The organism is Bradyrhizobium sp. CCGUVB23 (assembly GCF_024199885.1).
In the GTDB taxonomy this organism is placed as follows: Bacteria; Pseudomonadota; Alphaproteobacteria; order Rhizobiales; family Xanthobacteraceae; genus Bradyrhizobium.
Genome location: NZ_JANADQ010000001.1, coordinates 3,391,556 through 3,417,138 on the forward strand (window position 1 = coordinate 3,391,556; position 25,583 = coordinate 3,417,138).

The window sequence follows — 25,583 nt, forward strand, 5'->3', positions numbered from 1 at the left end:
GCCGCTTGGCAGCGCTTGGACACAGCGAGAAGGAAAAACTGCCCGGCCCGGTCGGACGCTTGCGCGCCCGGATCGTCGGCCTGCTGCGCGCCGTCCCGATCCGCTGGCGCATCCTGTCGATCGCGGCGCTGAACTCCGCCGTGGTCGTGGTGCTGGTGGCGATGATCTGGAACGGGGCGCAGGTGCTGGCCTCAGCCTGGGACGACCTCCGCCAGGTGCGCGAGTCCGACAAGATCCTGGCGCTGCTCGAAAGCGAGACCGGGCGCCTGCAAAACCTCATCCACCGCTACATCAACCAGCCGAGCCCGGACCTGTTCGCCGAGATCCTGCTGCTCCGCGAGGCCGTGCTGGGCACGCTGACCAACCGCGCCGCCAAGGACCCGATGCTGGCGGGCTCGGTCGAGGAGCTCGAGCGCACCACCGAGCGCTTCCTCAACGGTTTTGGCGAATTGCGCAGCGTGCAGGCGACCATCGCCAAGACCTATGAGGACCAGGTGCTGGGGCCCGCCAAGGACATGGCCGGGCTCTATTCCATCATCGAAGGCGCCACCGGCCATCGCGACGCGCTGATCTGGCCCTCGCTCGGCAAGTCCCGCGAAGCCTTCACCGCCATGCTGGTCGCGGCCAATTCCTACTATCTCTCGCTCGCGTCGGCTTCCGCCGAGGACGCCCGCCGCAACACCGAGACGATCGAGAAGACCATCCCTGTCATGAGGGATCTCGCCGACAACGATCTCCAGCGCATGGCGCTGGAGCGGCTCGCCACCCGCACCACCGCGCTGCGCGAGGGCTTTGCAAACCTCTCCGAGCAGCTCACCAGCCGCACCGATCTCTTGCGCAACACCATCGACGCCAGCCAGGCCGAGGCGATCGGCGCCATCGACGACCTCTCGACCAAGATGCGCCAGCGCGAGCAGCGGGCGCAGGAGACCTTCGACCGAACGCTGTCGGACATTTCGAGAAGAGTCCTGTCGATCGCGGTGATCTTCCTCGGCATCATCCTCACCGTCGGCGTGCTGATCGCGCTGTCGATCCGGCTGCCCCTGCAGCAGATCATGACGGCGATGCGCGCGATCACGATCGGCGATCTCGACCGCGAGGTGCAGGGCATCAAGGCGCGCGACGAGGTCGGCGCCATGGCGCGCGCAGTGGAAGTGTTCCGCGAGAATGCGATCGCCAAGCGCAAGACCGAGGACGAGCTGCGCGCATCGAAGGAGAAGGCCGAGAGCGCGCTGCTGGAGCTCAACACCGCGCAGCAGAACCTGATTGACGCCGAGCGGCTTGCGGCCCTCGGCGGCCTCGTTGCCGGCGTCGCCCACGAGGTCAACAACCCCATCGGCATCAGCCTCACCGTTGCTTCCAGTTTTGCCCGGCGCAGCGAGATCTTCGAGGCGCAGTTGAAAGGCGACAGCGGCCTGCGCCGCTCGCAGCTCGAGGAGTTCGTGCATTCCTCGCGCGACGCCTCGCAGCAGCTCGTCGCCAACCTCCAGCGCGCCGGCGAGCTGATCCAGTCGTTCAAGCAGGTCGCGGTCGACCGCTCCCATGCCGAGCGGCGGCAGTTCAGCTTGAGCGAGGCCACCGACCAGATCATCGCGAGCCTGCGCCCGGTGCTGAAGCGCTCGCCGATTACGCTCAACGTCGACGTGCCGGAGGGGCTGCTGCTCGACGGCTATCCCGGCTCCTATGGCCAGATCCTGACCAACCTGTTCCTCAATGCCGCCAACCACGCTTTCGCCGACGGCCGCGCCGGCACCATCTCGATCTCGGCACGGCCACGCGGCTCTGATGACATCGAGATCAGCTTTGTCGACGACGGCGCCGGCATGACGCCGGACGTGCAGCGGCAGGCCTTTGACCCTTTCTTTACCACCCGGCGCAATGAAGGCGGCACGGGTCTCGGCCTCCATATCGTCTATAACCTGGTCACCCAGCAGCTCGGCGGGCGGATGATGCTGGAATCCAAGCTGGGACAAGGCACCACTTTTCGCATTATCATGCCCCGGGTCGCCAAGGGCGGCATGCAAAGCACAGAGACTGACGGGACTTCTCAATGGCCGAACAGGACGATGTCCTCCACCTGATCGACGACACCGCCACCGCGGCGGAGGATACGACTGCGCGGAAATGGAAGATCGCCGTCATCGACGACGATCCCGCCGTGCATGACGGTACGCGCTTTGCGCTCTCGGACTACACCCTGAACGGCCAGGGTCTCGAGATCCTCTCCGCCTATTCGGCGGCCGAGGGCCGCAAGCTGATGCGCGAGCACAACGACGTCGCCGCCGTGCTGCTCGACGTCATCATGGAGACGGATGTCGCGGGGCTCGAGCTCGTCGAATTCATCCGCAACGAGGTCCGCAACGAGACCGTCCGCATCATCCTGCGCACGGGACAGCCCGGCCAGGCGCCGGAGCGGCGCGTCATCGTCCAGTACGACATCAACGACTACAAGGCGAAGACCGAGCTCACCGCCGACAAGCTGTTCACCTCGCTGACCGCGGCGCTGCGCTCCTATCAGCAGCTCGAGCGCATGGTGCAGACGCGGCGCGGGCTCGAGATCATCATCGACGCTGCCTCCACGCTCTATGACTTCAAGTCGATGCAGCGGCTCGCCGAGGGCGTGCTGACCCAGCTCGCCTCGCTGCTTAACGTCGACTGCGCCGGTATACTGGTACTGCGCGACAATGGCGGATCGGCGGGCGCGGAGCTGTCGGTGCTGGCTGGAAGTGGCTGCTACAGCCGCTTCATCGGCACCACTACATCGAAAGCGCTCGACCCCGATCTGCGCGCGCTCGTGGAAGCCGCCTTCCAGCGCCGCAAAAACGAATTCGCCGACCATCGCAGCGTGCTCTATTTGCGCACCGGCAGCGGCCGCGAGGTCGTGGTTTTGCTCCAGGCCGAACGCGACCTGTCGGAGACCGACCGCTCGCTGGTCGAGATTTTCTCCAGCCGGCTCTCGATCGCCTTCGACAACGTCATTCTCTATCAGCAGCTCCAGGACGCCAATACCCAGCTCGAGGACCGTGTCGCCCAGCGCACCCGTGCCTTGATGCAGGCCAACCGGCGCCTCTCCGCGCAGTGGCTGCGGCTCCAGCGCGCCAACGGCTTCAAGAACGAGATTCTGGGCACCGTCGCCCATGACCTGAAGAATCCGCTCGGCGTCATCCTCGGCCGTACCGAGATGCTGAAGGAGCTGATCACGACCGGCGCCTCGAGCGGCGGCGTCATCGCGCAGGTCGATCACATTCGCGACGCCACCAAACGCCTGACCACGATGGTCGATCACCTGATCTCGGATGCGATGGCAGACGCTTTCGACATCACGATCCGCCGCGAACCTGTTGACGTCGCTTCCCTGGTGCAGGAGGTCGCCGAGGCCAACCAGCCGCTCGCCGTCAACAAGCAGCAGACGATTGGCGTCACCGCCCCTGCAAACATCGTCACCATGTGCGACACCGACCGCATCCGCGAGGCGATCGACAATTTGATCAGCAATGCGATCAAATACAGTCCGATCGGCGGCAGGATCGGCGTGACCGTCACGCATGAGGGCAGCGACACCGTCATTCGCGTCAATGACGAGGGCGCGGGCCTGTCGCCGGAGGATTTGGGCCGCCTTTTCGGCCGATTCCAGCGGCTTTCCGCAAAACCGACCGCGGGCGAGAGCTCGACAGGCCTTGGGCTTTCGATCGTCAAGCGTATTATCGACATGCACGGCGGCGAGGTGACCGCCGCGAGCGACGGCCCCGGCAAGGGCGCGACCTTCACCATCACGCTACCTTCGACCGAATTGCCATAGTTTGAGTGCCAGGATCTGAATGACATGACACAGAGCCAGCACATCATGATCGTCGACGACGAGGCCCCGGCCCGGGAAATGGTCGGCGATTACCTCAAGATGCACGGCTTCACCGTGACGCTGTGCGACGGCGGCAAGTCCTTACGCACCGCGATCCAGGGCAGCATGCCCGATCTCGTCGTGCTCGATCTCAACATGCCCGAGGAAGACGGCCTGTCGATCATCCGCGACCTCAAGAGCCGCATCAACGTGCCGGTGATCATGCTCACGGCGACCGCGAGCCCGATCGACCGCGTCGTGGGGCTCGAGCTCGGTGCCGACGATTATGTCGCCAAACCCTGCGAGCTCAGGGAGTTGATGGCACGCATCCGCTCGGTGCTGCGGCGGAGCATGCCGGTGAAGGCGGTGGCGGCGGAAACGGCGGCAGCGAAATCCGACAAGGATCAGCTGGTGCGCTTCGGGACAAAATGGCTCGATCTCGAAGCACAGGCGCTGCGCGACGACGAAGGCAACGAGCATCCGCTGACCGCATCCGAATTCGGGCTGCTCAAAGTGTTCGCGGCCAATCCGAAGCGCGTGCTGTCGCGCGAGCGTCTCCTGGAGCTCGCCAATGCGCGCGACGCCGAGGCCTTCGACCGCGCCGTCGATCTGCGCATCATGCGCATTCGCCGCAAGATCGAGCCCGACCCGACCAAGCCCGCCGTGATCCGCACGATCAGAGGCGGCGGCTATCTGTTCTCGCCGTCCGGCGAGAAGGCGTAGCCCTTCACTCTCGCGTCGCCATTCCGGGGCGCGCGTAAGCACGAACCCGGAATCTCGAGATTCTCAGGTGCGCAATTGCGCACCATAGTTCGATGCTGCGCATCGCCCCGGAATGACGGTGTGTGGAGGTCGCGCACGAACGCGGAAACCAAAGATTCGTTCCCGCCCCTGCAAAGTCCGCAGCCCCGTAAATCCCGTATATTGAAATAATTGGCTTTTTTGCCCCGAATGTTTCGTCGCCGGCCCCACGACGAAACAATTTGGCAGCGCACGAAACCATTTTCCGCTTGTCGCGCAGACATCCCGAAACGCTGGCTCTTTAACACTTTGGTCCAAGGAAACGCCGCTCGGTTGCGGCGTTACGGGGAGCCAGTCATGCAGAACGTCGTCGCCATCAACGCCCAGGCCAGCCAGGGCATCCTTGCCGCTCAGGCGACATCGGACGAAATGCTTCTGGAGAGCGTCGCCGACGGCAACCGGACGGCCATGCACATCCTGTACTGCCGTCACAATGTGCGGGTGTACCGCTTCATCCTGCGCATCGTGCGCGACGCCACCACGGCCGAAGACCTCGTGAGCCAGGTCTTCCTGGACGTGTGGCGGACCGCCAGCCAATTCCAGGGCCGCTCGCAGGTTTCGACCTGGCTGCTCTCGATCGCCCGCTTCAAGGCGCTGACCGCGATGCGCCAGCGCCGCTTCGAGGACATCGACCAGGAAGACGTGCGCCAGATCCCGGACGAGCACGACACGCCGGAAACCGCCCTCGACCGCAACGACACCAGCGCGATCCTGCGCGCCTGCGTGGCCAAGCTGTCGCCGGCGCACCGCGAGATCATCAACCTCGTCTACTACCACGAGAAATCGGTGGAGGAGGTCGGCCAGATCATCGGCATCCCCCAGAGCACGGTGAAGACGCGGATGTTCTATGCCCGCAAGCAACTCGCCGATTTGCTTAAGGTTGCCGGCGTCGACCGCTTCGCAGCCTAAAGATATGTAATCTCAAAGGGATAGGACCAGCTAAACGGCCCTGTCCCGGCACACGGAAGCGTTACCGCCGACGAAACAATTGAAACAAACCACAACATCAGGCGGAAAAACTTCCTTCCTATAAAGCTCCATACGGTTTGCTTAAACCTCCCAAGGACCTCCAACGACCCGGACGGTGTGCCCGCCTCCGGGTCGTTTTTTATTCATGGTGCAGTGAGGCGGGCACCGCTCTCTCATTCCCTCCCCCCTTGCGGGGGAGGGGCAGGGAGGGGGTGCCACGAACTCCGACCTCGCCCGGGGCTACCCCCCTCCCAGCCCTCCCCCACAAGGGGGGAGGGAGCGCACCGCCGTCGTGGCCAACACTGCTGCGTCACGAAGGCGTGACGCCGCGTAACGATCGAAGCATCCGGCCCGAACAGCCTCGTGTCCACCTACGAGTGCCCCGATGCTCGACCTGATCTTTGCTGTTCTTGCCGGCGTCCTCACCATCGCCGCGCCCTGCACGCTGCCGGTGTTGCCGATCCTGCTCGGCGCCTCGATCGGCCGCGCCGGGTATTTGCGGCCAGCGATGATTGCGCTGGGTTTCGTCGTCTCGTTCTCCGCAACCGCGCTGCTGCTCGGCGCGGTCACGCGCCTGTTCGATTTCGACCCGAACGTGCTGCGTTCGGCTGCCGCCGTTCTCCTGCTCGGCTTCGGCCTACTGATGCTGTGGCCGGCGCCGTTCGAGTGGCTGTCGATCCGGCTCCACGGCTGGCTCGATCTCGGCGCCTCGCAGAGCGCGCAGCGCGAGGGCGCGCTTGGCGGGCTGGTGCTCGGCACCACGCTTGGCCTGGTCTGGACGCCTTGCGCGGGTCCCGTGCTCGGCTCGATCCTCACCCTGGTTGCGACCTCCAAGAACCTCGCCTGGGCCGGCACGCTACTGATCGCCTACGCGATCGGCGCGGCGCTGCCGATGCTCGCCATCGCCTATGGCGGACAGGCCGTGACCACGCGTATAGCCGGCATCGCGCGCATCTCGCCGCGCTTGCAGCAGGCCTTTGGCGTCGTCGTCATCGCCTTCGCCCTCGCCGCCTACTTCCAATACGACACGCTGATCGTGGCGTGGCTCACCGGATTCTATCCCACCGGCCAGATCGGCCTGTAATCGCCTGCGTTCCATCGGAGGAAAGCTTCCATGACCCCAAGACCGATGCCAAGACTGCTCGCCGTGTCCGCCGCGCTGATCGGCTTCGTCCTGACCGGCGCCGTCATCCCCGGCATCTGCGACGAGGCCGCGCGCCCGACGCCGATGGTCACTGCTGCCGCAAGCCAGGAGATCGCGCCGGACTTCACCGGCATCAGCAACTGGTTCAACTCAAAGCCGCTGAGCCTCGCCGATCTCCGCGGCAAGGTCGTGCTGGTGGATTTCTGGACCTATGGCTGCGTCAACTGCGTCAACACGCTGCCGCATGTCACCGAGCTCTACGCCAAATACAGGGACAAGGGCCTGGTCGTTGTCGGCGTGCACACGCCGGAATTCCCGTTCGAGCGCTCAGCCTCCAACGTCCAGGCCGCGCTGAAGCGCCACGGCATCACCTATCCGGTGGCGCAGGACAATGATTCCAGGACCTGGAACGCCTATCGCAACCAGTATTGGCCGGCGCAATACATCATCGACCAGAACGGACGGATCGTGTTCGAGCATGCCGGCGAGGGCCGCTATGACGAGATCGACCGCACGGTCGCACGCCTGCTCAATGCCAGTAGCTGATCCCGCGCGGACGTCACGTGGCCGGTTTACTTGGCCGGTTTACTTGGCTGGCTTTGGATGCCGCCCTTGTTGCTTGACTCCACGGATGCGTCCGTGGAGTTTCGTGGCGACGGAATCGGCCGCCCGAAATGGACGACGCGACCACCAATAGCGACATCCGCCTTCGTGAAGGCTCCTCAATTGCGCAGCGGCTGGTGATCGCCGGCTTCGCGGCAATCGTTTCGCTTTGCTTCACGCCAGGCCTGTTCGCGCACGATGTCCTGGAACTGATCATCTCCGTGCTCGCGCTGCTCCTGGGAGCGGCGTTCATCGGCGCCGTCATGCTTGCACCGGCAGTGGTGTGGATCATCACGCCGAATGAAATCCTGATCGGGCGCCAGCGTCCGTTCGGACGACTTCGCACCAGGATCGTCGCGAAAGATGAAATCTCGCAACTGCAGGTCCAGGGACAGGTCCAGGCCCGCAAGGCGTCCACGACGCGCTTCCATCTGGCCTTCACGCTCGTCTCGGGAGAGCGCCTGACGTCCCCGCCCATCTCCGACGTCACGCATGTCCGCGACACCGTTGCCCGGATCGCCGCGCAGTTCGGCGTTCCCAATGTCGAGGCACCGGTCAATCCGCTCGATGCTGCCAATCCCGAAATGCATCTCGGCGAGCCCGTCGAGCCGTTCTCCAGCAGGGACATCAGGATCGTCGCATTGATCGCCGTCGGACTGTCCGCCGTTCCCTACGCCTACAAGCTATGGCGTGGCCTTTCGCCCGGCCCGGTCGACATGCTGCTGCTGCCGATCGGCGCGGTCGCCGCGTTCGCCGTTCACAGATACGCAAATCTCGTGACCGGCGCCTTCTGGATCATCCGGCAAGGCGATGTTCGCGTTGAACGCCTCTCGGGCGACGGCAGCTTGCGCGCTGACCATATCGAGGGACACGACGTGGAGGCGATCACGGTCGAGCGCCGCGGCCGATCCGAGGACGAGCACTGCATCGTCGTGATCAGATTGCGGTCCGGACAAAGGTTTCGCAGTCCCCGCATCGGCTCGCGGCAAGAGGCCCGCGCCGTGGGCACCGAGATCGTCCGGCGACTTAGAATAGGGCCTGAGAACAACCGGATCTAGTAAACGCGATGCCTGTTGGCTCAGGTGATTTGGCCACGCGCTTTGCTCAACCTCTCCCGCTTGCGGGAGAGGTCGCGCCGAAGGCGCGGGTGAGGGCTCTCTCCAGGCCGGGAGCTACCCATTGCGGAGACCCTCTCCCCAACCCTCTCCCGCAAGCGGGAGAGGGAGCGCACCGGCCTCGCGGCTGCATACTTCTATGCTTTTCGCGCCATGCCCCCCTGTTCGTGGCATTGATACATGTCAAAAAACCAAAACATCCTAGTGACATACCAGCCGGACGCGCCATTAACTTGCCATGAAGCTGCCCCTGAGTTTTGATGGTTCCGAATGATTTGCGCTGTGGCAGCGGGGAGAGCTTGAAATGACGGATTTTCGTCGCCTGACCGGGATGTTCATCGCCACACTCGGCCTGATTTTTTCCACCTCTTACGCTTCCGCCCAGCAGCCCGACCGCGGCGACGAGCCGGGCCTGATCGCGGACGATTCCTACCAGCTCGATCCGGAATGGCAGAAGCAGGTCGTCTACTACCGCACGACCGAAGCGCCGGGCACCATCATCATCTCGACCAACGAGCGGCACCTCTATCTGGTGCAGCCCGGCGGGCGCGCGATCCGCTACGGCATCGGCGTCGGCCGCGACGGCTTCCAGTGGCAGGGGCTAGTGAACATCACCAACAAGAAGGAATGGCCGGACTGGACGCCGCCGCCGGAGATGATCCAGCGCCAGCCCTATCTGCCGCGCTTCATGGCCGGCGGCCCCGGCAACCCGCTCGGCGCGCGCGCCATGTATCTCGGCACCACCGTCTACCGCATCCACGGCACCAACCGCCCTGATACGATCGGCACCAAGGTGTCGTCGGGCTGCTTCCGTCTCGTCAACAATGACGTCGCCGATCTCTACGATCGCGTCCCGGTCGGGACCAAGGTGGTCATCCGGCAGAAGCCCGAACTCTAAGGGTTATCGTTTGAGCATGAGCTTTTCGGAAAACCGCTTCGCACTTTTCCGGATCATGCTCTCCGCCTTCGTCCAAACTCCTTTTCCCGATTTTTTCGAGAGAGACAAATCATGCGCACTTTTCGAGGCGGCCTGCTGATTGGGCTCGCAGTCGCGGTCCTGGTCGGCGCTTTGGCCGTTGTCTATGAGATGTACGACACCCGCACGCTGAAGCGCACGGTCCGGCGCGGCGAGGTCTTCTGCGGCGTCAACAAGGGGCTGCCGGGCTTCTCGATCCCCGACGACAAGGGCAACTGGACCGGTTTCGACGTCGATTTCTGCCGCGCGGTGGCGGCCGCCATCTTCAACGATCCGAGCAAGGCCAAGTTCATTCCGCTCGACGCCAGCGAGCGCTTCAAGGAGTTGCAGAGCCGGAAGGTCGACATCCTCTCGCGCAACTCCACCTGGAGCATGGCGCGTGAGCTCGACTACGATCTCTATTTCCCGGCGGTCGCCTATTACGACGGCGAAGGTTTCATGCTGCCGCGCTCGCGCAACAAGGAGACTGCGCTGGACCTGAACGGCAGCAAGGTCTGCGTGCAGGCGGGCACCACGACGCTGCTCAACCTCGCCGACTACTTCCGCGCCAACAACATGAAGTACGAAGAGGTGAAGTTCGACAAGCTCGAGGACGTCGTTAAAGCCTATGACAGCGGCAAGTGCGACACGCTGACCGCCGACGCCTCCCAGCTTTACGCGCTGCGGCTCAACCTTTCCAAGCCCGGCGACCACATGATCCTGCCGGACATGATCTCCAAGGAACCGCTCGCACCGGTCGTACGCCAGCGCGACGACGACTGGATGATGATCGTGAAGTGGACGCTTTACGCGATGATCAACGCCGAGGAGCTCGGCATCACCTCGGAGAATATCGACGAGGCCCTGAAGTCGAAGAAGCCCGAAGTGATGCGCCTCGTCGGCACCGAAGGCAATTACGGCGAGCAGCTTGGACTGACCAAGGACTGGGCCGTGCGCATCATCCGCCACGTCGGCAATTACGGCGAGATGTACGAGCGCAATATCGGCGAGAAATCCAAGCTGAAGATCCCGCGCGGCATGAACCAGCTCTGGAACGCGGGTGGTGTGCAGTACGCACCGCCGATGCGGTAGGAGGTCTCTCCTTCGTCATTGCGAGCGAAGCGAAGCAATCCAGAGTCTTTCCGCGGTGACAGTCTGGATTGCTTCGCTGCGCTCGCAATGACAAGCTTGGGGCAGACGTTCTACATCCTCTCAACTGTCATCGCCCGCGAAAGCGGGCGATCCAGTATTCCAGAGGCAGTGATGGGGTGCGGAGGGGCCGCGGCGTACTGGATCGCCCGGTCAAGCCGGGCGATGACGCCTGAGGATGAGGCGGCGTCGCTGCCTCGCCTCACTCAATACGCCTCAATACCCCCTCGCCCTCGCCAGTTGCTCGGCGTGGTAATTCGCGTCGCCGAACAATTCCTCGCAGACCCGGGCGCGCTTCATGAAGAAGCCGATGTCGAACTGGTCGGTCATGCCCATGCCGCCATGCATCTGCACGCCTTCCTGCACCGCGCGCGTCGCGGTGGTGCCGGCGCGTGCCTTGGCGACCGCGACGGCTGACGCGGCCTTGGCCACGTCGGCATCGAGCGCCTGCATCGCCTTCATGACGGCGGCGCGGGTGATCTCGATGTCGACATAGAGCTCCGCGGCACGGTGCTGCAGCGCCTGGAATTCGCCGATCAGCTTGCCGAACTGCTTGCGCTGCTTCAGGTACTCGACAGTACGGCCGAACACCTCTTCGCTCAGGCCCACCATTTCGGAGGCGACCGCGCCGCGGCCGATATCGAGCATGCCGTCGAGCAGGCTTGCGCCCTGATCGACCTCGCCGAGCACGCTGTCGGCATTGACCTCGACATTGTTGAACTCGATGCGCGCAGCATTATGCGCGTCGACCATGATGGTGCGCTCGACGGCAACGCCCTTGGCCGCAGGGTTGACCAGGAACAGCGTCAACCCCTCGCGCTCGCCGGCGGCGCCGGCCGTGCGCGCTGCAACGATGAACAAATCGGCGACATGGCCGTCGACGACCAGCGCCTTGGCGCCGGAGAGCTTGAAGCCGTTGCCGGCGCGGACCGCTTGCAGGTTGGTCTGGAGCGGCCGGTGCTTGGCGCCCTCGTCGACAGCGAGAGTGGCGAGCAGCGAGCCGTTCGAGATCTTCGGCAGATGTTCCGATTTCTGCGCGGCATTGCCGCCATGCGTGAGCGCGGACGCTGCGACCACGCTGGTTGCCAGGAACGGCGACGGCATCAGCGTGCGGCCGATCTCCTCCATGACGACGCCAGCCTCGACGCAGCCGAGCCCACTGCCACCGAACTCTTCCGGCACCAGGAGGCCGGCAAAGCCCATCTCGGCGAAGGACTGCCAGAGCTCCTTGGAGAAGCCGGTCGGATCCTTGCTGTCGCGCAAGTGCCGCAGATGCGACACCGGCGCCTTGTCGCTGATCAGCCCGCGCGCGGAGTCGCGGAGCATCGATTGTTCTTCGGTGAGGACGAGGGCCATGGCTTTAAGTCTCTAGCGTCTAGCGAAATGCATATTTGTTGATGTCATTCCGGGGCGCGCGTTCGCGCGAACCCGGAATCTCGAGGTTCCGGGTTCGGTCCTTACGGACCGCCCCGGAACGACGGCGCGGTTAAGCCCCCGGCAGATCGAGGATGCGCTTGGCGACGATACCGAGCATCACTTCGGTGGTACCGCCCTCGATCGAGTTGGCCTTGGTGCGCAGCCAGGCGCGCGGGCGGGCGCCCTGCCTGGAGCGCTCGCTCTCCCATTCCAGCGCGTCGACGCCGCCGGCCGACATCAGAATCTCGTAGCGGCGCTTGTTGAGCTCGGTGCCGTAATATTTCATCGCGGAGGAGAACGCCGGATGCGCCTGCCCCGCCTTGGCGAGATCGACCGCGCGCTCGGCGCAGGCTGCAAGCGCCGCTTCGTCGACATCGAAGCTCGCGATCTGGCCGCGCAGCATCGCATCGTCGAGCTTGCCCTGCGCATCGGTGCCGACCGAGTCAGCGGCGATCTGGCCGAGCGGACGACCGACGCCGCGCTCGCCCATGCCCGAGATCATCGCGCGCTCGTGCTGCAACAGATATTTTGCAACGTCCCAGCCACGGTTGACGGTGCCGACCACATGCGATTTCGGCAAGCGGACATTGTCGAAGAAGGTCTCGCAGAACGGCGAGTAGCCGGAGATCAGCAAAATCGGCTTGGTCGAGACGCCCTTCGAGGTCATGTCGAACAGGATGAAGCTGATGCCGTCATGCTTCTTCGCCGCCGGATCGGTGCGCACCAGGCAGAAGATCCAGTCGGCGTAGTTGGCGTAGGACGTCCAGATCTTCTGGCCCGTGATGACGAAATCGTCGCCGTCGCTCTCCGCGCGGGTCTGGAGCGAAGCGAGATCGGAGCCGGCATTCGGCTCGGAATAGCCCTGGCACCAGCGGATCAGGCCCGCCGCGATTTTTGGCAGATGCTCCTTCTTCTGCGCCTCGTTGCCGTATTTCAGCAGCGCCGGCCCGAGCATCCAGATGCCAAAGCTCGACAGCGGCGGCCGCGCGCCGATTTTTGCCATCTCGCTCCGCAGCACCTTGTGCTCGGCTGCGCTGAGGCCGCCGCCGCCAAATTCCTTCGGCCAGTCCGGCACGGTCCAGCCCTTGTCGCGCATGCGCTCGAACCAGACGCGTTGCGGCTCGGAGGAAAATTTCGCGTTACGCCCACCCCAGAACACGTCGGCATCCGAGGCCGCAGGCTTGCGCATCTCGGGCGGGCAGTTGGCTTCCAGCCAGGCGCGGGTCTCGTTGCGGAATGTTTCGAGCTCGGTTGATTCAGAATCCGGCGCTTTGGAGTCAGTCATGGGTCGCTTCCATCAAGATCACTTGTTGCCGATGACTCTGGGCCATCGCATCGCGGAATTCAACCTATTCCGCACGCTCCGGCTACTCACCCTGTTCGTCGTCGGGCTATACTTGCCGTCGCGGCGAAGCTTGAAAACACAGGGAAAACGACGATGCGCCTAAAACTACTTTCGCCTGGCGAAATGAGCGACGACCAGCGGCAGACCTATGACGAGTCGATTGCCGGAAAACGCGGCAAGCCGCCCGCGCCGATGATGGCCTGGCTCAACAGCCCGGAGATGGCGCGCCACGCGACGCGGCTCGGCGAGGTCATGCGCTTCAACACCGTCTTTCCCGCAAAGCTCTCGGAGATCGCGATTCTTGTGACGGCGCGGCACTGGACCTCGCATTACGAATGGTATGCGCACAAGCGCCTGGCGCTTCAGGGCGGGATGAAGGTAGAGATCATCGACGCGATCCGCGACCGCCGCACGCCGGAGTTCGACGATCCCAAGGGCCAGATGATCTACGACGTCGCAAAATCGCTGCATGAGGCCCACGGGCTGGCGAAGGGCCTCTACGACGAGGCCGTCGAGCTGCTCGGCGAGCGCGGGCTCGTCGAAGTGATCGGCCTGTGCGGCTATTACACGCTGGTGTCGATGACGCTGAACAGCTTTGAGTTCGAGCTGCCTGAGGGCGAGGTGTCGGAACTGGGCTAACTGCCGATCCGGAAACGCTGGGTTTCGGGATCGGCCAGTTCCACTGTCGCGCAGCAGTCCCTATGTCGGTGGATAAACGGAGCAATAGCATGTCACCAAACCCCGCCGTCAATCCCGGAACCCGCATCGGACACGTTCACCTCAAGGTCGCCGATCTCGACCGGGCGCTCGGCTTTTATTGCGGCGTGCTCGGCTTTGAGCTGATGCAGCGCATGGGCTCGGGCGCCGCCTTCATCTCCGCCGGCGGCTATCATCACCACATCGGGCTCAACACCTGGGAGAGCAAGGGCGGCTCGCCGCCGCCGCCGGGCACGACCGGGCTCTATCACACCGCGATCCTCTATCCGACGCGGCCGGCGCTGGCCGATGCGCTGCATCGCGTGCTCTCCGCCGGCATCGCGCTCGACGGCGCGAGCGACCATGGCGTGTCCGAGGCGCTGTATTTACGCGACCCCGACGAGAACGGTGTCGAGCTCTATTGGGACCGGCCCAAGGAGCAATGGCCGCTCACGCCGGACGGCAAGCTTGCGATGTTTACGAAGCGATTGGACCTGGAGGATTTGCTGAAGCAGCGGGAGGCGTGAGCTCGTAGGGTGGGCAAAGCGAAGCGTGCCCACCACTTCTGTCGCAATCGTGGAGAGATGGTGGGCACGGCGCTCCGCGCCTTTGCCCACCCTACGATTCCGAGGCTGCGGGAGAAACTCAGCAGCACTCCGTCAAATTGCATCCGGAAACTCGCCCATCGCGGCTTCCAGCTGCGCCTTGCGGCGGCGCGCCCAGGAGGCGAACGAGAGAACCGCAAGGCCCAAGAGCACCGGCGGGAACACCACCATGTTCACCGCCGACCAGCCGTAGTTGGCGAGCAACTGGCCCGACGAGAACGAGCCGATTGCCATCATGCCGAACACCAGGAAATCGTTGAACGCCTGCACCTTGTTGCGCTCGTTCGGGCGGTGCGTCTCCAGCACCAGCGCGGAGGCGCCGATGAAGGAGAAATTCCAGCCGACGCCGAGCACGATCAGCGTCGCCCAGAAATGCATCGCGGTGATGCCGGAGAGGCCGATCGCTGCGGCGCCTGCCTCCAGCAAGAGGCCGGTAGCGACGATCCTCGGCGCGCCGAAGCGCGCGATCAGCGCGCCGGTGAAGAAGCTGGGGCCGTACATGGCGACGATGTGCCATTGAATGCCGAAATTGGAATCGCTGACGCTGAGGCCGCAGAGCTTCATGGCAAGCGGCGCCGAAGTCATCACCAGGTTCATCATGGGATAGGCGATGACGCCGCACAGCGCGGCCGCGATGAAGCGCGGCTGCCGCACGATGCGCAGCAGTGGCCGTCCGCCGTGAAGATCGGCCGCGGCCGGCTTCGGCATATCGACGCCGGCAACGATGCCCATCGCGATCAGCGCCACCGCCGCCTGCACCACGAAGCTGAAGGCGAACAGATAGGGCGGCCAGACGTCCATGGTCCATTGCACGAGCTGCGGACCGAGCACGCCGGCGAACACGCCGCCCGCCATCACCCATGACACCGCCTTGGGCCGGTAGGCCGCGCTGGCGCCGTCGGCGGCGGCAAAGCGATAGGATTGCGCCACCGCTCCGTAGAGGCCACCGAGGAAGGTCGCGACACAAAACAGCGCGAACGAGCCATTGAGGATCGCGAACGAGCCGACGAGGCCGGTGAGCGTGCCGCAGGCGGTGCCGATGATGAAGGCCATGCGGCGGCCAAACCGGCGGGAGATCGCACCGGTCGGCAAGGTCCCTGCGGCAAGCCCCAGCACATACATCGACAGCGGCACGGTCGCGAGCGACATGTCGGGCGCGAGCGTCGCGCCGACGATCGAGCCGGTCGCGAAGATCACGGCCGAATTGGCGCCGGTCAGCGCCTGCGCAGCCGCAAGGCGCACCACATTGGCACGCACGCGGGCGTCGTCGACAATCTCGTCGGCTAAAGTCACGTCTAACATCGGCATTTCCGCCCGGGGAGCGTTCGTTGATTCCCGTCACTATGGAGGGGCGCGGCAGGGCGGGCAACTGGCGCAAACGGGCGCAAGCCATGCCGAGGGCGCAATTGGACAGCACCTAGCAGGCCGCGCTATCAAAGCCTTGCGCTCGATCAAGTTCACCTTGCAAATTCGCCTTTGCAAGTTCGCTTCCGGAGTTCGGATTATGCCCGTTGACGACAGGCCCACGTTGTCCGCTCCCGACGACGATCCGTATCTCTGGCTGGAAGACATCGAAGGCGAGCGGGCGCTCGACTTCGTCGAGCGGCAGAATCGCCTGACGCTGGAGCAATTCGGCGGCCCCGCGTTCGAGCGCGACAGCGATCTTCTGGCCGCCATCTACGACCGGCCGGACAATATCCCCTATGTCGGCCGCAGCGACGGCCTCCTCTACAATCTCTGGAAGGACGTGAACAATCCGCGCGGCCTGTGGCGGCGGACCACGATGGATGAATTCCGCAAGCCCAATCCATCCTGGGAGACCCTGCTCGACATCGACGCGCTCGCGGCTGATGAAGGCGAGGACTGGCTGCTGAACTGGTCGAGCTCGCTGCCCGGCGATGCCCCGCAGACGATCCTGAGCCTGTCGCGCGGCGGCAGCGATGCCGTGACCCTGCGCGAATTCGATCTGAACACGAAGAGCTTTGTCGCCGGCGGCTTCGCGCTACCGGAAGCCAAGGGCGGCGCCGCGTGGGTCGATGCCGATACGGTGCTGCTATCCAGTGCACTCGGCGAGGGCATGGCGACAAGCTCGGGCTATGCGAGGACGGTACGGCTGTGGCGGCGCGGCGAGCCCGTGGAGCAGGCGTCCCTGGTGTTCGAGACCACACCCGATCGGATGAGCGCCTATTGCGACGTCGACCGGACCGGCGAGACGCCGCGCGTCTGGTTCATCGACCGGCTGGACTTCTTCAACTTCGACATCTGGCTCGGCACCGAGCGTGGTGCGACCGTGAAGCTCGATCTTCCCTCCGACATCTGGCTGCAAATCCACCAGGACTGGTTCGCGATCAAGCTGCGCACGGCCTGGACGGTCGGCGGAGTGACCCATGCTCCGGACGCCGTGCTCGGCATTTCGCTGTCGGCCTTCCTCGCCGGCGATCGCAATTTCACCGTCGTGTTCGCGCCTGGGCCGCGCGTGCATTGCAGGGATTTTCCTGGGCCGCCGGCAAGCTCCTCCTCAGCATCCTCGACGAGCTGCGGCCGGTCTTCGAGATCTGCACGCCGTCGGCCACGGGCTGGAGCCGTGAGACGCTGCGCGGGCTGCCCGACATCGGCGTGGTCGACGTCTGGCGCTTCGACCATCATGAATCCGAAAGCAATGGCGACCTGCTCGCCAATGTCCAGGATCCGCTCATCCCACCGGCGCTGATGCTGATCGAGCGCGGCGTTGCCAGCCCGACCGTGCTCAAGCAGGCGCCGAAGACGTTCACTTCAGACGGTCTCGTGGTGACGCAGCACGAAGCCATCTCCATTGACGGCGAGCGCATCCCCTATGTGCAGACCGGGCCCGCTGGTGAGACCGGCGATGCGCCGGTCTATATGAGCGCCTATGGCGGCTTCGCGCTCTCGGTCAAGCCGTACTACAATCCGGCGCTCGGCAGGCTGTGGCTGGAGCGCGGCGGCACCACGGTGCAGGCGAATCTGCGCGGCGGCGGCGAGTTCGGCACGCGCTGGCACGATGCCGGGCGGCTCGCCGGCAAGCGGCTCTCGCATGATGATTTCGCGGCAGTCGCCGCCGACCTCGTGCGCCGCGGCGTGACGCGCGCAAAACGTATCGCCGCACAGGGCGGATCGAACGGCGGCATTCTCATCACGAACATGCTGACGCGCTATCCCGAGCGGTTCGGCGCGCTGTTCTGCACGATCCCGCTGGTCGACATGCGCCGCTACACAAAGCTGCTCGCAGGCGCGAGCTGGATCGCGGAATATGGCGACCCCGACAAACCCGAGGATTGGGAGTGGCTGAAGACCTATTCGGCCTACCATGCCGCAAAGCCCGGCCAGCCCTATCCACCGATCCTGATCGCCACGACGCGGCGGGACGATCGCGTCCATCCCGGACATGCGCGCAAGATGGCCGCAAAGCTCCAGGCCATGGGCTATGAGGCTTATTTCTACGAGCCGGCCGCGGGCGGCCATGGCTACGGCAAGGACAACAAGGAACGCGCCGGCTTCCAGGTGCTCGGCTTTGAATTCTTGAAAAGCAGGATCGGCTGGCACGACAACCGAGCGTAGCCGCCCTCGCGGCTCAGGCCTTCGCAAACACCAGCGTGAGATTGTTGGCGGGCATGTCGATCAGATCGATCAAACGCAGGCCCACGTGCTGCGCGAGCTTTTCGACGTCGCCGAGATCGCGCACGCCCCATTCCGCGTTGCCTTCGCGCAAGGAGGTGTCGAACACCGCGTTGCTGAGCGCGGTATGCTTGCCGTCGCGCTTGAAGGGGCCGTAGAGGAACAGCGTGCCGCCGGGCCGCAAATAGCGGCCGGCACCGGCGAACAGCCCCTCGGCCACGTTCCACGGCGCGATGTGGATGACATTGGCGCAGAACACCGCCGCGAGATCCTTCGGCCCCTCGCCGCTCTTCATCTCCGGGCACCAGTCGGGATCGGACAGATCGACCCGCAGCGGCGGGCGGATGTTTGGCAGGCTGGAATGGACGCGCCAGGCCTCGATGCTTTTCAGATGCCGCTGGTTGAGGTCGCTCGGCCACCAGACGAGATCAGGCGCATGGCGGGCGAAGTGGACCACATGCTGGCCGGTTCCGCTGCCGACCTCGACGACGTCGCCGAGGCGGCCGGCAAGATGTTTCTCCAGCGCCGCCCAGATCGGCTCGTGATTGCGATGGAACGCCGGCGCATCGAGGCGCCCATCGGGCTCGACCCGCCCGCCGTCCTTGCCAAATTCGGCGACATATTCAGCCAATTGAGGCCTCCGGGAAAAGACAACGAGATAAAAAACGTCACTGGACGCCGAGACGCCCCAATATTACTGGCCCGTCAGGGCCGAAACTGCCGAACAAATAGTCCGTTCGGTTGCAATGCGGAAGATCTTAACACCAATTTGCGACCTACATCGTCGTGATTGTCAGGCGGTGCCCTTTGTGCTTTGAGCACTATATTTCGCGAATGCAAACATCGACATAACGCCTCGGACCGACGCCTTGACCGCCTTTCCCCGGAAGCCCGCCCTGGTTTTCATTCTGGCCGCCCTCGCCGCGATGGCCGCTGCGCCAGCGCGCGCCCAATCCGCTGCCGCCGAGGGGCAGAAGCTCGCCTTCGACCGCGGCAAGGGCAATTGTCTGACCTGCCACGTGATCAAGGGCGGCGATCTGCCCGGCACGATCGGGCCTGAGCTGAAGGACATCAAGGCGAAGTACCCCGACCGCAACGAGTTGGTCGCGATCCTGTTCGACGAGACCAGGCGCAATCCGCAGACCATGATGCCACCGTTCGGTCGGAACCGGATTTTGACCGAACAGGAGATCAACGCGATCGTTGATTTCCTGCAGAGCCTGTGACGGCGCCGATACCTAAGGGATCGCTGAGGCGATCGACCAGGAGACTGAGATGAGTTCAACGACCGGCCTTCTCGCGACGCGGCGCCTGATCCTGCAAGGCGCGGCCTCCGTTGCGCTGATCGGCCTCGGCAATCTACCGTTCGGAGCCGCGCGCGCCGCGGCCAACGACAAATATCCGGAAGAGGCGTTCAAGCAGAAGAGCGAGGCCGACGCGATCAAGGCGCTCTATGGCAAGACCGCCGAGCCGTCCGACAAGATCAAGCTGGATGCGCCCGAGATCGCCGAGAACGGCGGAGTCGTGCCGATCTCGGTGACGACGACGCTCGAGAAGGTGACCTCGATCTCGTTCTTCGTCGCGGAGAACCCGAACGCGCTGGCAGCAAGCTACAAGATTCCCGACGGCACGGTCCCGAGCGTCGCCAACCGGCTGAAGATGGCGAAGACCACCAACGTGGTCGCGATCGTGGAGGCCGACGGCAAACTCTTCAGCGCGACCAAAGAGGTCAAGGTCACCGTCGGCGGCTGCGGCGGCTAGCGGCGAAGGAGAACCGAGATGGCATCCACCATTCGCGTACGCGCCACCGCCAACGGCGATATCACCGAGGTGCAGGCGCTGATTCAGCACCCCATGGATTCCGGCTTCGTCAAGGACGCCAAGGGCGAGCTGATCCCGGCGCACTTCATCCAGGAACTGAAATTCGAATATAACGGCAAGGACGTGTTCGTCGCCGATTGGGGCCCTGCCGTCTCCAAGGATCCCTACGTCAAGTTCAGCTTCAAGGGGGCTAAGAAGGGCGACGACCTCAAGATAAGCTGGACCGACAACAAGGGTGCGTCGGACACGACCACCGCGAAGATCTCGTGATGAAGGCGCGCTCCGCAATCTGGCTCGGCTCGGCGCTCGTCGCGCTCGCTGCGCTGGCCTTCACCGCGCCGCACGTGATCGCGGCCGACAAGATCGATACCGCCACCGAGGCCAAGGCGTTCCAGAACTTCTTCTTCCAGAAATTCCCGAACGTGAAGCACGAGGATTTCGTCAACGGTCCTTATTCCATGAACGAGGACATGAAGCGGCAGTGGCAGGAGAAGGAGGAGTTCCCGCCTTACGAGTTCGCGCTCGACGCCGGCAAGGAGATGTTTGCGACGCCATTCAAGAACGGCAAGACCTACGCCGACTGCTTCCCGAACGGCGGCATCGGCATCCGCCAGAACTATCCTTACTTCGACGAGAAGGAAGGCAAGGTCGTCACGCTCGAGCTCGCGCTCAACCGCTGCCGCGAGGCCAACGGGGAAGCACCCTACTCCTACGTCAAGGACGAAATGGCCTCGCTGACCGCCTACATGGCCTTCACTTCGCGCGGCAAGCTGATGGACATCAAGATCCCCGACGATCCGCGCGCGCTCGAGGCGTACGAAAACGGCAAGCGCTATTTCTACACGCGGCGCGGGCAGATGAACTTCTCCTGCGCGAGCTGCCATGTGCAGAGCCCGGGCGAGCGCATCCGCGCGGAGGTGCTGGCGCCTGCGCTCGGCATCATGAACGCTCTGCCGATCTACCGCAGCGAATGGAGCGGCATGGGCACGACCACCCGCCGCCTCATGACCTGCAACAGCCAGACCCGCGCGGTTCCGCTGGAACCGCAATCGGACGATTACCGCGACGTTGAATATTTCCTGTCCTACGTCGCCAATGGCCTGCCGATTTCCGGCCCGGGAGCGCGGCCATGAGCACGAGGATGATCGGAATGCGATCACTGGCACTCGTGTTGCTGCTGGCGGCTGCTGCAGCGCCCGCGCGGGCGGCAACCGAAGCCGACTACAAGGCGGCCTATGCCGCGGCGGAAGCTGCCAGCAAGGAAGCGGCCGGCTTGCGCAACCAGTGGACCACGACCGTCTCGACGATCGCCGCCGCAAAGAAGGCCGGCGACAGCGGCGATTTCGACCGTGCGGTTGCCGCCGCCAAGGAGGCCGAAGCGCTGGCGAAGGCCTCGATCTTCCAGGCGACGTCGGAAAAAGACGCCTGGAAGGCGATGGAAATCCGCTAGACTGGCTCTCGTGGAACTGTTGGGCGATCTTCTTCTTTAAGGGGCGGAGAATTTGGGATGACCATCCGCCGCCGCGATTTCCTGAGAGCCGCAGGCGCTGCCGCCGTCACGGCCGGGCTGCCGCGGCTCGCGCGCGGCACCGACACCGCCAGCATCTACGACCTCGAACGCTTCGGCAATGCGCGCATCCTGCACATCACCGATACGCATGCACAGCTCAACCCGGTCTATTTCCGCGAGCCCAGCGTCAATATCGGCATCGGCGAGATGGCGGGACGGCCGCCGCATCTGGTCGGCCGCGCCTTCCTCGAACGTTTCGGCATCCGGCCCGACAGCGCGGACGCCTATGCCTTTACCTGCTTCGAGTTCGAGAAGTCCGCGGCCCGCTTCGGCAGGCTCGGCGGCTTTGCGCATCTGAAGACGCTGATCGACCGCTTACGCAACGACGTCGGCGATCTGCATTCGCTACTGCTCGACGGCGGTGACCTCTGGCAGGGCACCGGCCTTGCCAACACCATGCAGGGCCGCGACATGGTCGAGGTGGCGAACCTGCTCGGCATCGAGGCGATGACCGGCCATTGGGAGTTCACCTATGGCGAGCAGGCGCTGCGCGACAATCTCGAGCGCTTCAAGGGCGAGTTTCTGGCGCAGAACGTCTTCCTGACGGAGGAGGCCGCCTTCAACGACGCGCGCGCCTTCGACAAGGCGACGGGGCGCGTGTTCAAGCCTTCGACCATCAGGGAACTCGGCGGTTATCGCGTCGCGATCATCGGCCAGGCCTTCCCCTACGTGCCGATCGCGCATCCCAGACGCTTCACGCCGGACTGGACCTTTGGCATCCGCGAGGAGGAGCTGCAGAAGCTCGTCGACGGCTTGCGCGGCAGAGACAAGGTCGATGCCGTGATCCTGCTGTCGCATAACGGCATGGATGTCGATCTCAAGCTTGCGAGCCGCGTCACCGGCATCGACGTCATCCTCGGCGGCCACACCCATGACGCCGTCCCGCAACCGGTGGCGGTGAAGAATGCGAGCGGTACGACGCTCGTCAGCAATGCCGGCTCGAATGGAAAGTTTCTCGCCGTGCTCGATCTGCAGCTCGCCAAGGGCAAGGTCAGCGATATCAGATACCATTTGCTGCCGGTCTATTCCGAGTTGTTGAAGCCGGATCCGGCGATGGCCGAGCTGATCGGCAAGGTGCGCGCGCCGCACGTCACCGACTGGTCGGAGAAGATCGCGACGCCCGACCGCCTGCTCTATCGCCGCGGCAATTTTTCCGGCCCCATGGATGAGCTCATCTGCGCGGCGCTACGCCACGAGCTCGATGCCGAGATCGCGCTGTCGCCGGGTTTTCGCTGGGGCGTCACCGCGCTCGCCGGCCAGCCGTTCACGCTCGAGGATGTGCTGGCGGAGACCGCGATCTCCTATCCCGAGACCTATGTGCAGGAGATGCCAGGGGCCCAGATCAGGGACGTGCTGGAGGACATCTGCGACAACCTCTTCAACGCCGATCCCTATCACCAGCAGGGCGGCGATATGGTACGCACCGGCGGGCTCAATTACACCTGCACGCCGACAGCCGCGATCGGCAGCCGCATCTCTGCCCTGACGCTCGATAACGGCAAGCCGATCGAGGCTGACAGGCGCTACAAGGTCGCGGGCTGGGCATCGGTCAATGCGCAGCAAGGCGCGCCTGTCTGGGACGTGGTCGCAAAATATCTGCGCTCGGGCCGGATGGCGGAGAACAAGAGCTCCGGCGTCACGCTCAGGGGCGTCGAGGACAATCCGGGAATTGCAGGACAGGGATGACGCGTTCGCCAAATCTTCGCACGATGCTGTTGGCGCTGGTCGCCTGGGCTTTGGTGCTGCCCGCCTTCGCGCAGCAGGTGCCCTTGCAGGACAAGCCGTTTGCTGAGCACAGGATTGTGCTCCAGCTCTCCGACGGTGATGCCAGGAAGCAGGCGCTGGTGCTCAGCGTCGCCAACAATCTCCTGAAAGCCTATGACCCCGACAAGGTCGCGATCGAGGTGGTGGCGTTCGGTCCGGGCATCGACCTGCTGCTCGCCGCCAACGACCACCGCAAGCAGGTCGAGAGCCTGATCGCGCAGGGCGTCCGCTTCGACATTTGCCTCAACACCGTCGACACGATCGAGCGCGAGACCGGCCGTCGGCCGGACTTCATCTCGTCAGCCACGCCAGTGCAGGTCGGGGTCGGCCAGATCCTGTTCCTGACCGAGAATGGCTACAATCTGGTGCGGCCGTAACCGCGCTCTCGTCATTCCGGGGCGGTCCGCAATTCCGGGGCGGTCCGCGGGACCGAACCTGGAATCCATCCCGCCCCCGGGGTCTGCGGCCAAATGGATTCCGGGCTTGATGCTTTGCATCGCCCCGGAATGACGGCCCCAGCAGCAGCAAAATCTTCCGAATTTACCGGTTCAGGCAGTAAAATACTTCTCTTTTAATCGGCCTTCGTAGTATGATTTTGAATCATCCGACGCGGGGGTCCGCCATGATCTTTCGCCAACTGTTCGACAGCGTTTCGGGAACCTACAGCTATCTGCTGGCCAGCCGCGCCGGCGGCGAGGCGCTGATCCTCGATCCCGTGCTGGAGAAGGTCGACCGCTATTGCCAATTGCTGCGCGAGCTCGACCTCAAGCTGGTCAAGGCCGTCGACACCCACCTGCATGCCGACCACGTCACCGGGCTCGGCGAGCTGCGCGACCGCACCCACTGCATGACCATCATGGGCGACCAGAGCAAGGCCGACGTGGTGGCGATGCGGGTCTCCGACGGCGACAAGGTGACGATCGAGGGCCTGTCGCTCGACGTGATGTACACGCCCGGCCACACCGATGACTCCTACTCATATCTCATGGGCGATCGCGTCTTCACCGGCGACACGCTGTTGATCCGCGGCACCGGCCGCACCGACTTCCAGAACGGATCTTCGCGCGCGCAATACGACTCGATCTTCAATCACCTGTTGAAGCTGCCCGACGAGACGCTGGTCTTCCCCGCGCATGACTACAAGGGCGACACCGTCTCCACCATCGGCGAGGAGAAGCGTTACAATCCCCGTCTCCAGGTGCGCTCGGTCGACGAATATATCGAGCTGATGGCCAACCTGAAGCTGCCCAATCCGAAGATGATGGATGTGGCGGTGCCGGCCAACATGCATGTCGGCCTGCATCAGGAGGAATTGGAGAAGGAAGGCCGCGCGCTCAGCGCCGTCGACGCGATGCGCGCACTCGGCCGGCCCGACATCCTCTTGGTCGATCTGCGCGAGAGCAATGAGCGCGCCAAGCACGGCATGCTCGAGGGCGCGCTGCATGCGCCCTATCCGTCGATCGAGGAGAGCCTGAAGCCCGGCGGCATGCTGCGCGAGGTGGCGGCCGCCACCGGCCGCCGCGTCCTGTTCTTCTGCGCCTTCGGTGAGCGCTCGGCGATGGCGGTTGCCGCCGCGAAACAGGCCGGACTCGCCAACACCGCGCATATCGCCGGCGGCATCGACGCCTGGAAGAAGGCGGGCGGGCCGGTGGTCCGGGTGTGATGGCGTTTCCCCTGTGGTGCTTTCCGAGCACCGCTTGAGAAAGGTCAAGCGGATCGGAGCGGGTCCGGTTAGCATGCGTTGATGCATCACCATCCGGAGAAGGTCATGGCCAAGGCCGGCAACAAGAACCCGCCGCCGAAGAAGGCAGACGACAACAAGAAAAAGCCGCAGCCGCCGCGCGACACCGACGACGATTACGAAGACGGCGACATCGCCACCCCGAAACGCGATCGTTACGGCACGGATGACGAGCCGCTGTAAGGGGGCGCCCTTGCGAGACCCGTCATCCTGAGGTGCGAGCAGCGCAGTGCGCCTGCACTGCGCTGGGAGCCTCGAAGGATGAACGGCCCGGATGCAGCCGGGCCGTCGCCCTTCGAGGCCTGCGCTTCGCTCCGGCACCTCAGGGTGACGGTGAGAGATAGTGTCCGCTCTTGCTTCCCGTCATTGCCGCGCAGGACTAACCCGCCCTAAGGATCGAGCTGAGATACGAGAATCA

Annotated in this window: 24 protein-coding genes and 1 pseudogene; 21 read left to right on the forward strand and 4 right to left on the reverse strand. The window is 64.3% G+C overall.

Annotation, left to right across the window (positions count from 1 at the left end; genetic code table 11):
* The first annotated feature begins 5 nt into the window (after positions 1-5).
* The 9 genes from NLN62_RS15500 (at position 6) to NLN62_RS15540 (ending at position 10,517) form a co-directional block, all read left to right on the forward strand.
* On the forward strand, positions 6-2,081 hold the full coding sequence (locus NLN62_RS15500) for an ATP-binding protein (RefSeq protein WP_051389620.1): 2,076 nt from the start codon (positions 6-8) through the stop codon (positions 2,079-2,081).
* Positions 2,051-3,799, forward strand: a complete 1,749-nt coding sequence (locus tag NLN62_RS15505; protein ID WP_027521586.1) for a DUF3369 domain-containing protein — start codon at positions 2,051-2,053, stop codon at positions 3,797-3,799. Before NLN62_RS15500 ends, NLN62_RS15505 begins: the two co-directional genes overlap by 31 nt.
* Positions 3,800-3,823: 24 nt before the next feature.
* Positions 3,824-4,561 carry a response regulator gene (locus NLN62_RS15510; RefSeq protein WP_027521587.1) on the forward strand — a complete coding sequence of 246 codons (738 nt, stop codon included), beginning with the start codon at positions 3,824-3,826 and terminating at the stop codon, positions 4,559-4,561.
* Between the two features lie 375 nt (positions 4,562-4,936).
* Positions 4,937-5,548: a sigma-70 family RNA polymerase sigma factor gene (locus NLN62_RS15515; protein WP_254109310.1), complete on the forward strand. Its 612-nt coding sequence runs from the start codon at positions 4,937-4,939 to the stop codon at positions 5,546-5,548.
* 445 nt (positions 5,549-5,993) lie between these two features.
* Positions 5,994-6,692: a cytochrome c biogenesis CcdA family protein gene (locus NLN62_RS15520; RefSeq protein WP_254109311.1), complete on the forward strand. Its 699-nt coding sequence runs from the start codon at positions 5,994-5,996 to the stop codon at positions 6,690-6,692.
* Between the two features lie 30 nt (positions 6,693-6,722).
* Positions 6,723-7,298 (forward strand): thioredoxin family protein, encoded by a 576-nt coding sequence (locus tag NLN62_RS15525; protein ID WP_254109312.1) that lies wholly within the window; start codon positions 6,723-6,725, stop codon positions 7,296-7,298.
* A gap of 128 nt (positions 7,299-7,426) precedes the next feature.
* Complete coding sequence (locus tag NLN62_RS15530) at positions 7,427-8,413, forward strand: hypothetical protein (protein WP_027521591.1); 987 nt, start codon at positions 7,427-7,429, stop codon at positions 8,411-8,413.
* 361 nt (positions 8,414-8,774) lie between these two features.
* Positions 8,775-9,368 carry a L,D-transpeptidase gene (locus tag NLN62_RS15535; RefSeq protein ID WP_027521592.1) on the forward strand — a complete coding sequence of 198 codons (594 nt, stop codon included), beginning with the start codon at positions 8,775-8,777 and terminating at the stop codon, positions 9,366-9,368.
* Positions 9,369-9,479: 111 nt separating this feature from the next.
* Positions 9,480-10,517: an amino acid ABC transporter substrate-binding protein gene (locus NLN62_RS15540; RefSeq protein WP_027521593.1), complete on the forward strand. Its 1,038-nt coding sequence runs from the start codon at positions 9,480-9,482 to the stop codon at positions 10,515-10,517.
* Between the two features lie 273 nt (positions 10,518-10,790).
* Here the strand turns inward: NLN62_RS15540 and NLN62_RS15545 are convergent, their stop codons facing one another.
* Positions 10,791-11,930 (reverse strand): acyl-CoA dehydrogenase family protein, encoded by a 1,140-nt coding sequence (locus tag NLN62_RS15545; protein WP_027521594.1) that lies wholly within the window; start codon positions 11,928-11,930, stop codon positions 10,791-10,793.
* Positions 11,931-12,060: 130 nt separating this feature from the next.
* The gene (locus tag NLN62_RS15550) at positions 12,061-13,275 is read right to left on the reverse strand and encodes an acyl-CoA dehydrogenase family protein (RefSeq protein ID WP_254109313.1); all 1,215 of its coding nucleotides are present in this window, start codon (positions 13,273-13,275) and stop codon (positions 12,061-12,063) included.
* Positions 13,276-13,428: 153 nt separating this feature from the next.
* Between NLN62_RS15550 and NLN62_RS15555 the strand changes: the two genes are divergently transcribed.
* Together NLN62_RS15555 and NLN62_RS15560 are read left to right on the forward strand one after the other, a co-directional pair.
* Positions 13,429-13,974, forward strand: coding sequence for a carboxymuconolactone decarboxylase family protein (locus tag NLN62_RS15555; RefSeq protein WP_027521596.1), 546 nt, complete (start codon positions 13,429-13,431; stop codon positions 13,972-13,974).
* A gap of 89 nt (positions 13,975-14,063) precedes the next feature.
* Positions 14,064-14,558, forward strand: a complete 495-nt coding sequence (locus NLN62_RS15560) for a VOC family protein (RefSeq protein WP_027521597.1) — start codon at positions 14,064-14,066, stop codon at positions 14,556-14,558.
* 132 nt (positions 14,559-14,690) lie between these two features.
* On the opposite strand, the gene NLN62_RS15565 is transcribed toward NLN62_RS15560, so the two are convergent.
* Positions 14,691-15,938: an MFS transporter gene (locus NLN62_RS15565; protein ID WP_027521598.1), complete on the reverse strand. Its 1,248-nt coding sequence runs from the start codon at positions 15,936-15,938 to the stop codon at positions 14,691-14,693.
* 202 nt (positions 15,939-16,140) lie between these two features.
* On the opposite strand from NLN62_RS15565, the pseudogene NLN62_RS15570 reads away from it, so the two are divergent.
* A pseudogene (locus NLN62_RS15570) lies at positions 16,141-18,212 on the forward strand (prolyl oligopeptidase family protein).
* Between the two features lie 13 nt (positions 18,213-18,225).
* Here the strand turns inward: NLN62_RS15570 and NLN62_RS15575 are convergent.
* On the reverse strand, positions 18,226-18,900 hold the full coding sequence (locus NLN62_RS15575; RefSeq protein WP_027521600.1) for a DUF938 domain-containing protein: 675 nt from the start codon (positions 18,898-18,900) through the stop codon (positions 18,226-18,228).
* 238 nt (positions 18,901-19,138) lie between these two features.
* On the opposite strand from NLN62_RS15575, the gene soxX reads away from it, so the two are divergent.
* The 9 genes from soxX to NLN62_RS15620 all read left to right on the forward strand — a co-directional run bounded on the left by soxX (position 19,139) and on the right by NLN62_RS15620 (position 25,348).
* Positions 19,139-19,495 carry a sulfur oxidation c-type cytochrome SoxX gene (gene soxX / locus NLN62_RS15580; RefSeq protein ID WP_027521601.1) on the forward strand — a complete coding sequence of 119 codons (357 nt, stop codon included), beginning with the start codon at positions 19,139-19,141 and terminating at the stop codon, positions 19,493-19,495.
* A 49-nt stretch (positions 19,496-19,544) separates the two neighbouring features.
* On the forward strand, positions 19,545-20,030 hold the full coding sequence (gene soxY / locus NLN62_RS15585) for a thiosulfate oxidation carrier protein SoxY (protein WP_027521602.1): 486 nt from the start codon (positions 19,545-19,547) through the stop codon (positions 20,028-20,030).
* A gap of 18 nt (positions 20,031-20,048) precedes the next feature.
* Positions 20,049-20,360: a thiosulfate oxidation carrier complex protein SoxZ gene (gene soxZ, locus NLN62_RS15590; RefSeq protein WP_027521603.1), complete on the forward strand. Its 312-nt coding sequence runs from the start codon at positions 20,049-20,051 to the stop codon at positions 20,358-20,360.
* On the forward strand, positions 20,360-21,223 hold the full coding sequence (gene soxA / locus NLN62_RS15595; RefSeq protein WP_254109314.1) for a sulfur oxidation c-type cytochrome SoxA: 864 nt from the start codon (positions 20,360-20,362) through the stop codon (positions 21,221-21,223). Before soxZ ends, soxA begins: the two co-directional genes overlap by 1 nt.
* On the forward strand, positions 21,220-21,540 hold the full coding sequence (locus NLN62_RS15600) for a hypothetical protein (protein ID WP_371932989.1): 321 nt from the start codon (positions 21,220-21,222) through the stop codon (positions 21,538-21,540). Before soxA ends, NLN62_RS15600 begins: the two co-directional genes overlap by 4 nt.
* A gap of 57 nt (positions 21,541-21,597) precedes the next feature.
* Complete coding sequence (gene soxB / locus NLN62_RS15605) at positions 21,598-23,346, forward strand: thiosulfohydrolase SoxB (RefSeq protein WP_254109315.1); 1,749 nt, start codon at positions 21,598-21,600, stop codon at positions 23,344-23,346.
* Positions 23,343-23,801 (forward strand): hypothetical protein, encoded by a 459-nt coding sequence (locus NLN62_RS15610; RefSeq protein WP_027521607.1) that lies wholly within the window; start codon positions 23,343-23,345, stop codon positions 23,799-23,801. The genes soxB and NLN62_RS15610 overlap by 4 nt, the downstream gene beginning before the upstream one ends.
* A 245-nt stretch (positions 23,802-24,046) precedes the next feature.
* Entirely contained in the window at positions 24,047-25,087 is a 1,041-nt protein-coding gene (locus NLN62_RS15615) for an MBL fold metallo-hydrolase (protein WP_027521608.1), read from the forward strand.
* A 105-nt stretch (positions 25,088-25,192) separates the two neighbouring features.
* Positions 25,193-25,348 (forward strand): hypothetical protein, encoded by a 156-nt coding sequence (locus NLN62_RS15620; protein ID WP_198031703.1) that lies wholly within the window; start codon positions 25,193-25,195, stop codon positions 25,346-25,348.
* Positions 25,349-25,583 lie beyond the last annotated feature (235 nt).

What these genes read in the sequence shown, in the direction of transcription:
- NLN62_RS15615 (WP_027521608.1), top strand. Translation starts at nt 24,047, where the DNA reads ATGATCTTTCGCCAACTGTTCGACAGCGTTTCGGGAACCTACAGCTAT.
- NLN62_RS15560 (WP_027521597.1), top strand. Translation starts at nt 14,064, where the DNA reads ATGTCACCAAACCCCGCCGTCAATCCCGGAACCCGCATCGGACACGTT.
- NLN62_RS15535 (WP_027521592.1), top strand. Translation starts at nt 8,775, where the DNA reads ATGACGGATTTTCGTCGCCTGACCGGGATGTTCATCGCCACACTCGGC.
- soxB (WP_254109315.1), top strand. Translation starts at nt 21,598, where the DNA reads ATGACCATCCGCCGCCGCGATTTCCTGAGAGCCGCAGGCGCTGCCGCC.
- NLN62_RS15550 (WP_254109313.1), bottom strand. Translation starts at nt 13,275, where the DNA reads ATGACTGACTCCAAAGCGCCGGATTCTGAATCAACCGAGCTCGAAACA.
- NLN62_RS15600 (WP_371932989.1), top strand. Translation starts at nt 21,220, where the DNA reads ATGAGCACGAGGATGATCGGAATGCGATCACTGGCACTCGTGTTGCTG.
- NLN62_RS15530 (WP_027521591.1), top strand. Translation starts at nt 7,427, where the DNA reads ATGGACGACGCGACCACCAATAGCGACATCCGCCTTCGTGAAGGCTCC.
- soxZ (WP_027521603.1), top strand. Translation starts at nt 20,049, where the DNA reads ATGGCATCCACCATTCGCGTACGCGCCACCGCCAACGGCGATATCACC.
- NLN62_RS15545 (WP_027521594.1), bottom strand. Translation starts at nt 11,930, where the DNA reads ATGGCCCTCGTCCTCACCGAAGAACAATCGATGCTCCGCGACTCCGCG.
- NLN62_RS15610 (WP_027521607.1), top strand. Translation starts at nt 23,343, where the DNA reads ATGACGCGTTCGCCAAATCTTCGCACGATGCTGTTGGCGCTGGTCGCC.
- NLN62_RS15525 (WP_254109312.1), top strand. Translation starts at nt 6,723, where the DNA reads ATGACCCCAAGACCGATGCCAAGACTGCTCGCCGTGTCCGCCGCGCTG.
- NLN62_RS15520 (WP_254109311.1), top strand. Translation starts at nt 5,994, where the DNA reads ATGCTCGACCTGATCTTTGCTGTTCTTGCCGGCGTCCTCACCATCGCC.
- soxA (WP_254109314.1), top strand. Translation starts at nt 20,360, where the DNA reads ATGAAGGCGCGCTCCGCAATCTGGCTCGGCTCGGCGCTCGTCGCGCTC.
- soxY (WP_027521602.1), top strand. Translation starts at nt 19,545, where the DNA reads ATGAGTTCAACGACCGGCCTTCTCGCGACGCGGCGCCTGATCCTGCAA.
- NLN62_RS15510 (WP_027521587.1), top strand. Translation starts at nt 3,824, where the DNA reads ATGACACAGAGCCAGCACATCATGATCGTCGACGACGAGGCCCCGGCC.
- NLN62_RS15540 (WP_027521593.1), top strand. Translation starts at nt 9,480, where the DNA reads ATGCGCACTTTTCGAGGCGGCCTGCTGATTGGGCTCGCAGTCGCGGTC.
- NLN62_RS15620 (WP_198031703.1), top strand. Translation starts at nt 25,193, where the DNA reads ATGGCCAAGGCCGGCAACAAGAACCCGCCGCCGAAGAAGGCAGACGAC.
- NLN62_RS15505 (WP_027521586.1), top strand. Translation starts at nt 2,051, where the DNA reads ATGGCCGAACAGGACGATGTCCTCCACCTGATCGACGACACCGCCACC.
- NLN62_RS15555 (WP_027521596.1), top strand. Translation starts at nt 13,429, where the DNA reads ATGCGCCTAAAACTACTTTCGCCTGGCGAAATGAGCGACGACCAGCGG.
- NLN62_RS15515 (WP_254109310.1), top strand. Translation starts at nt 4,937, where the DNA reads ATGCAGAACGTCGTCGCCATCAACGCCCAGGCCAGCCAGGGCATCCTT.
- NLN62_RS15565 (WP_027521598.1), bottom strand. Translation starts at nt 15,938, where the DNA reads ATGTTAGACGTGACTTTAGCCGACGAGATTGTCGACGACGCCCGCGTG.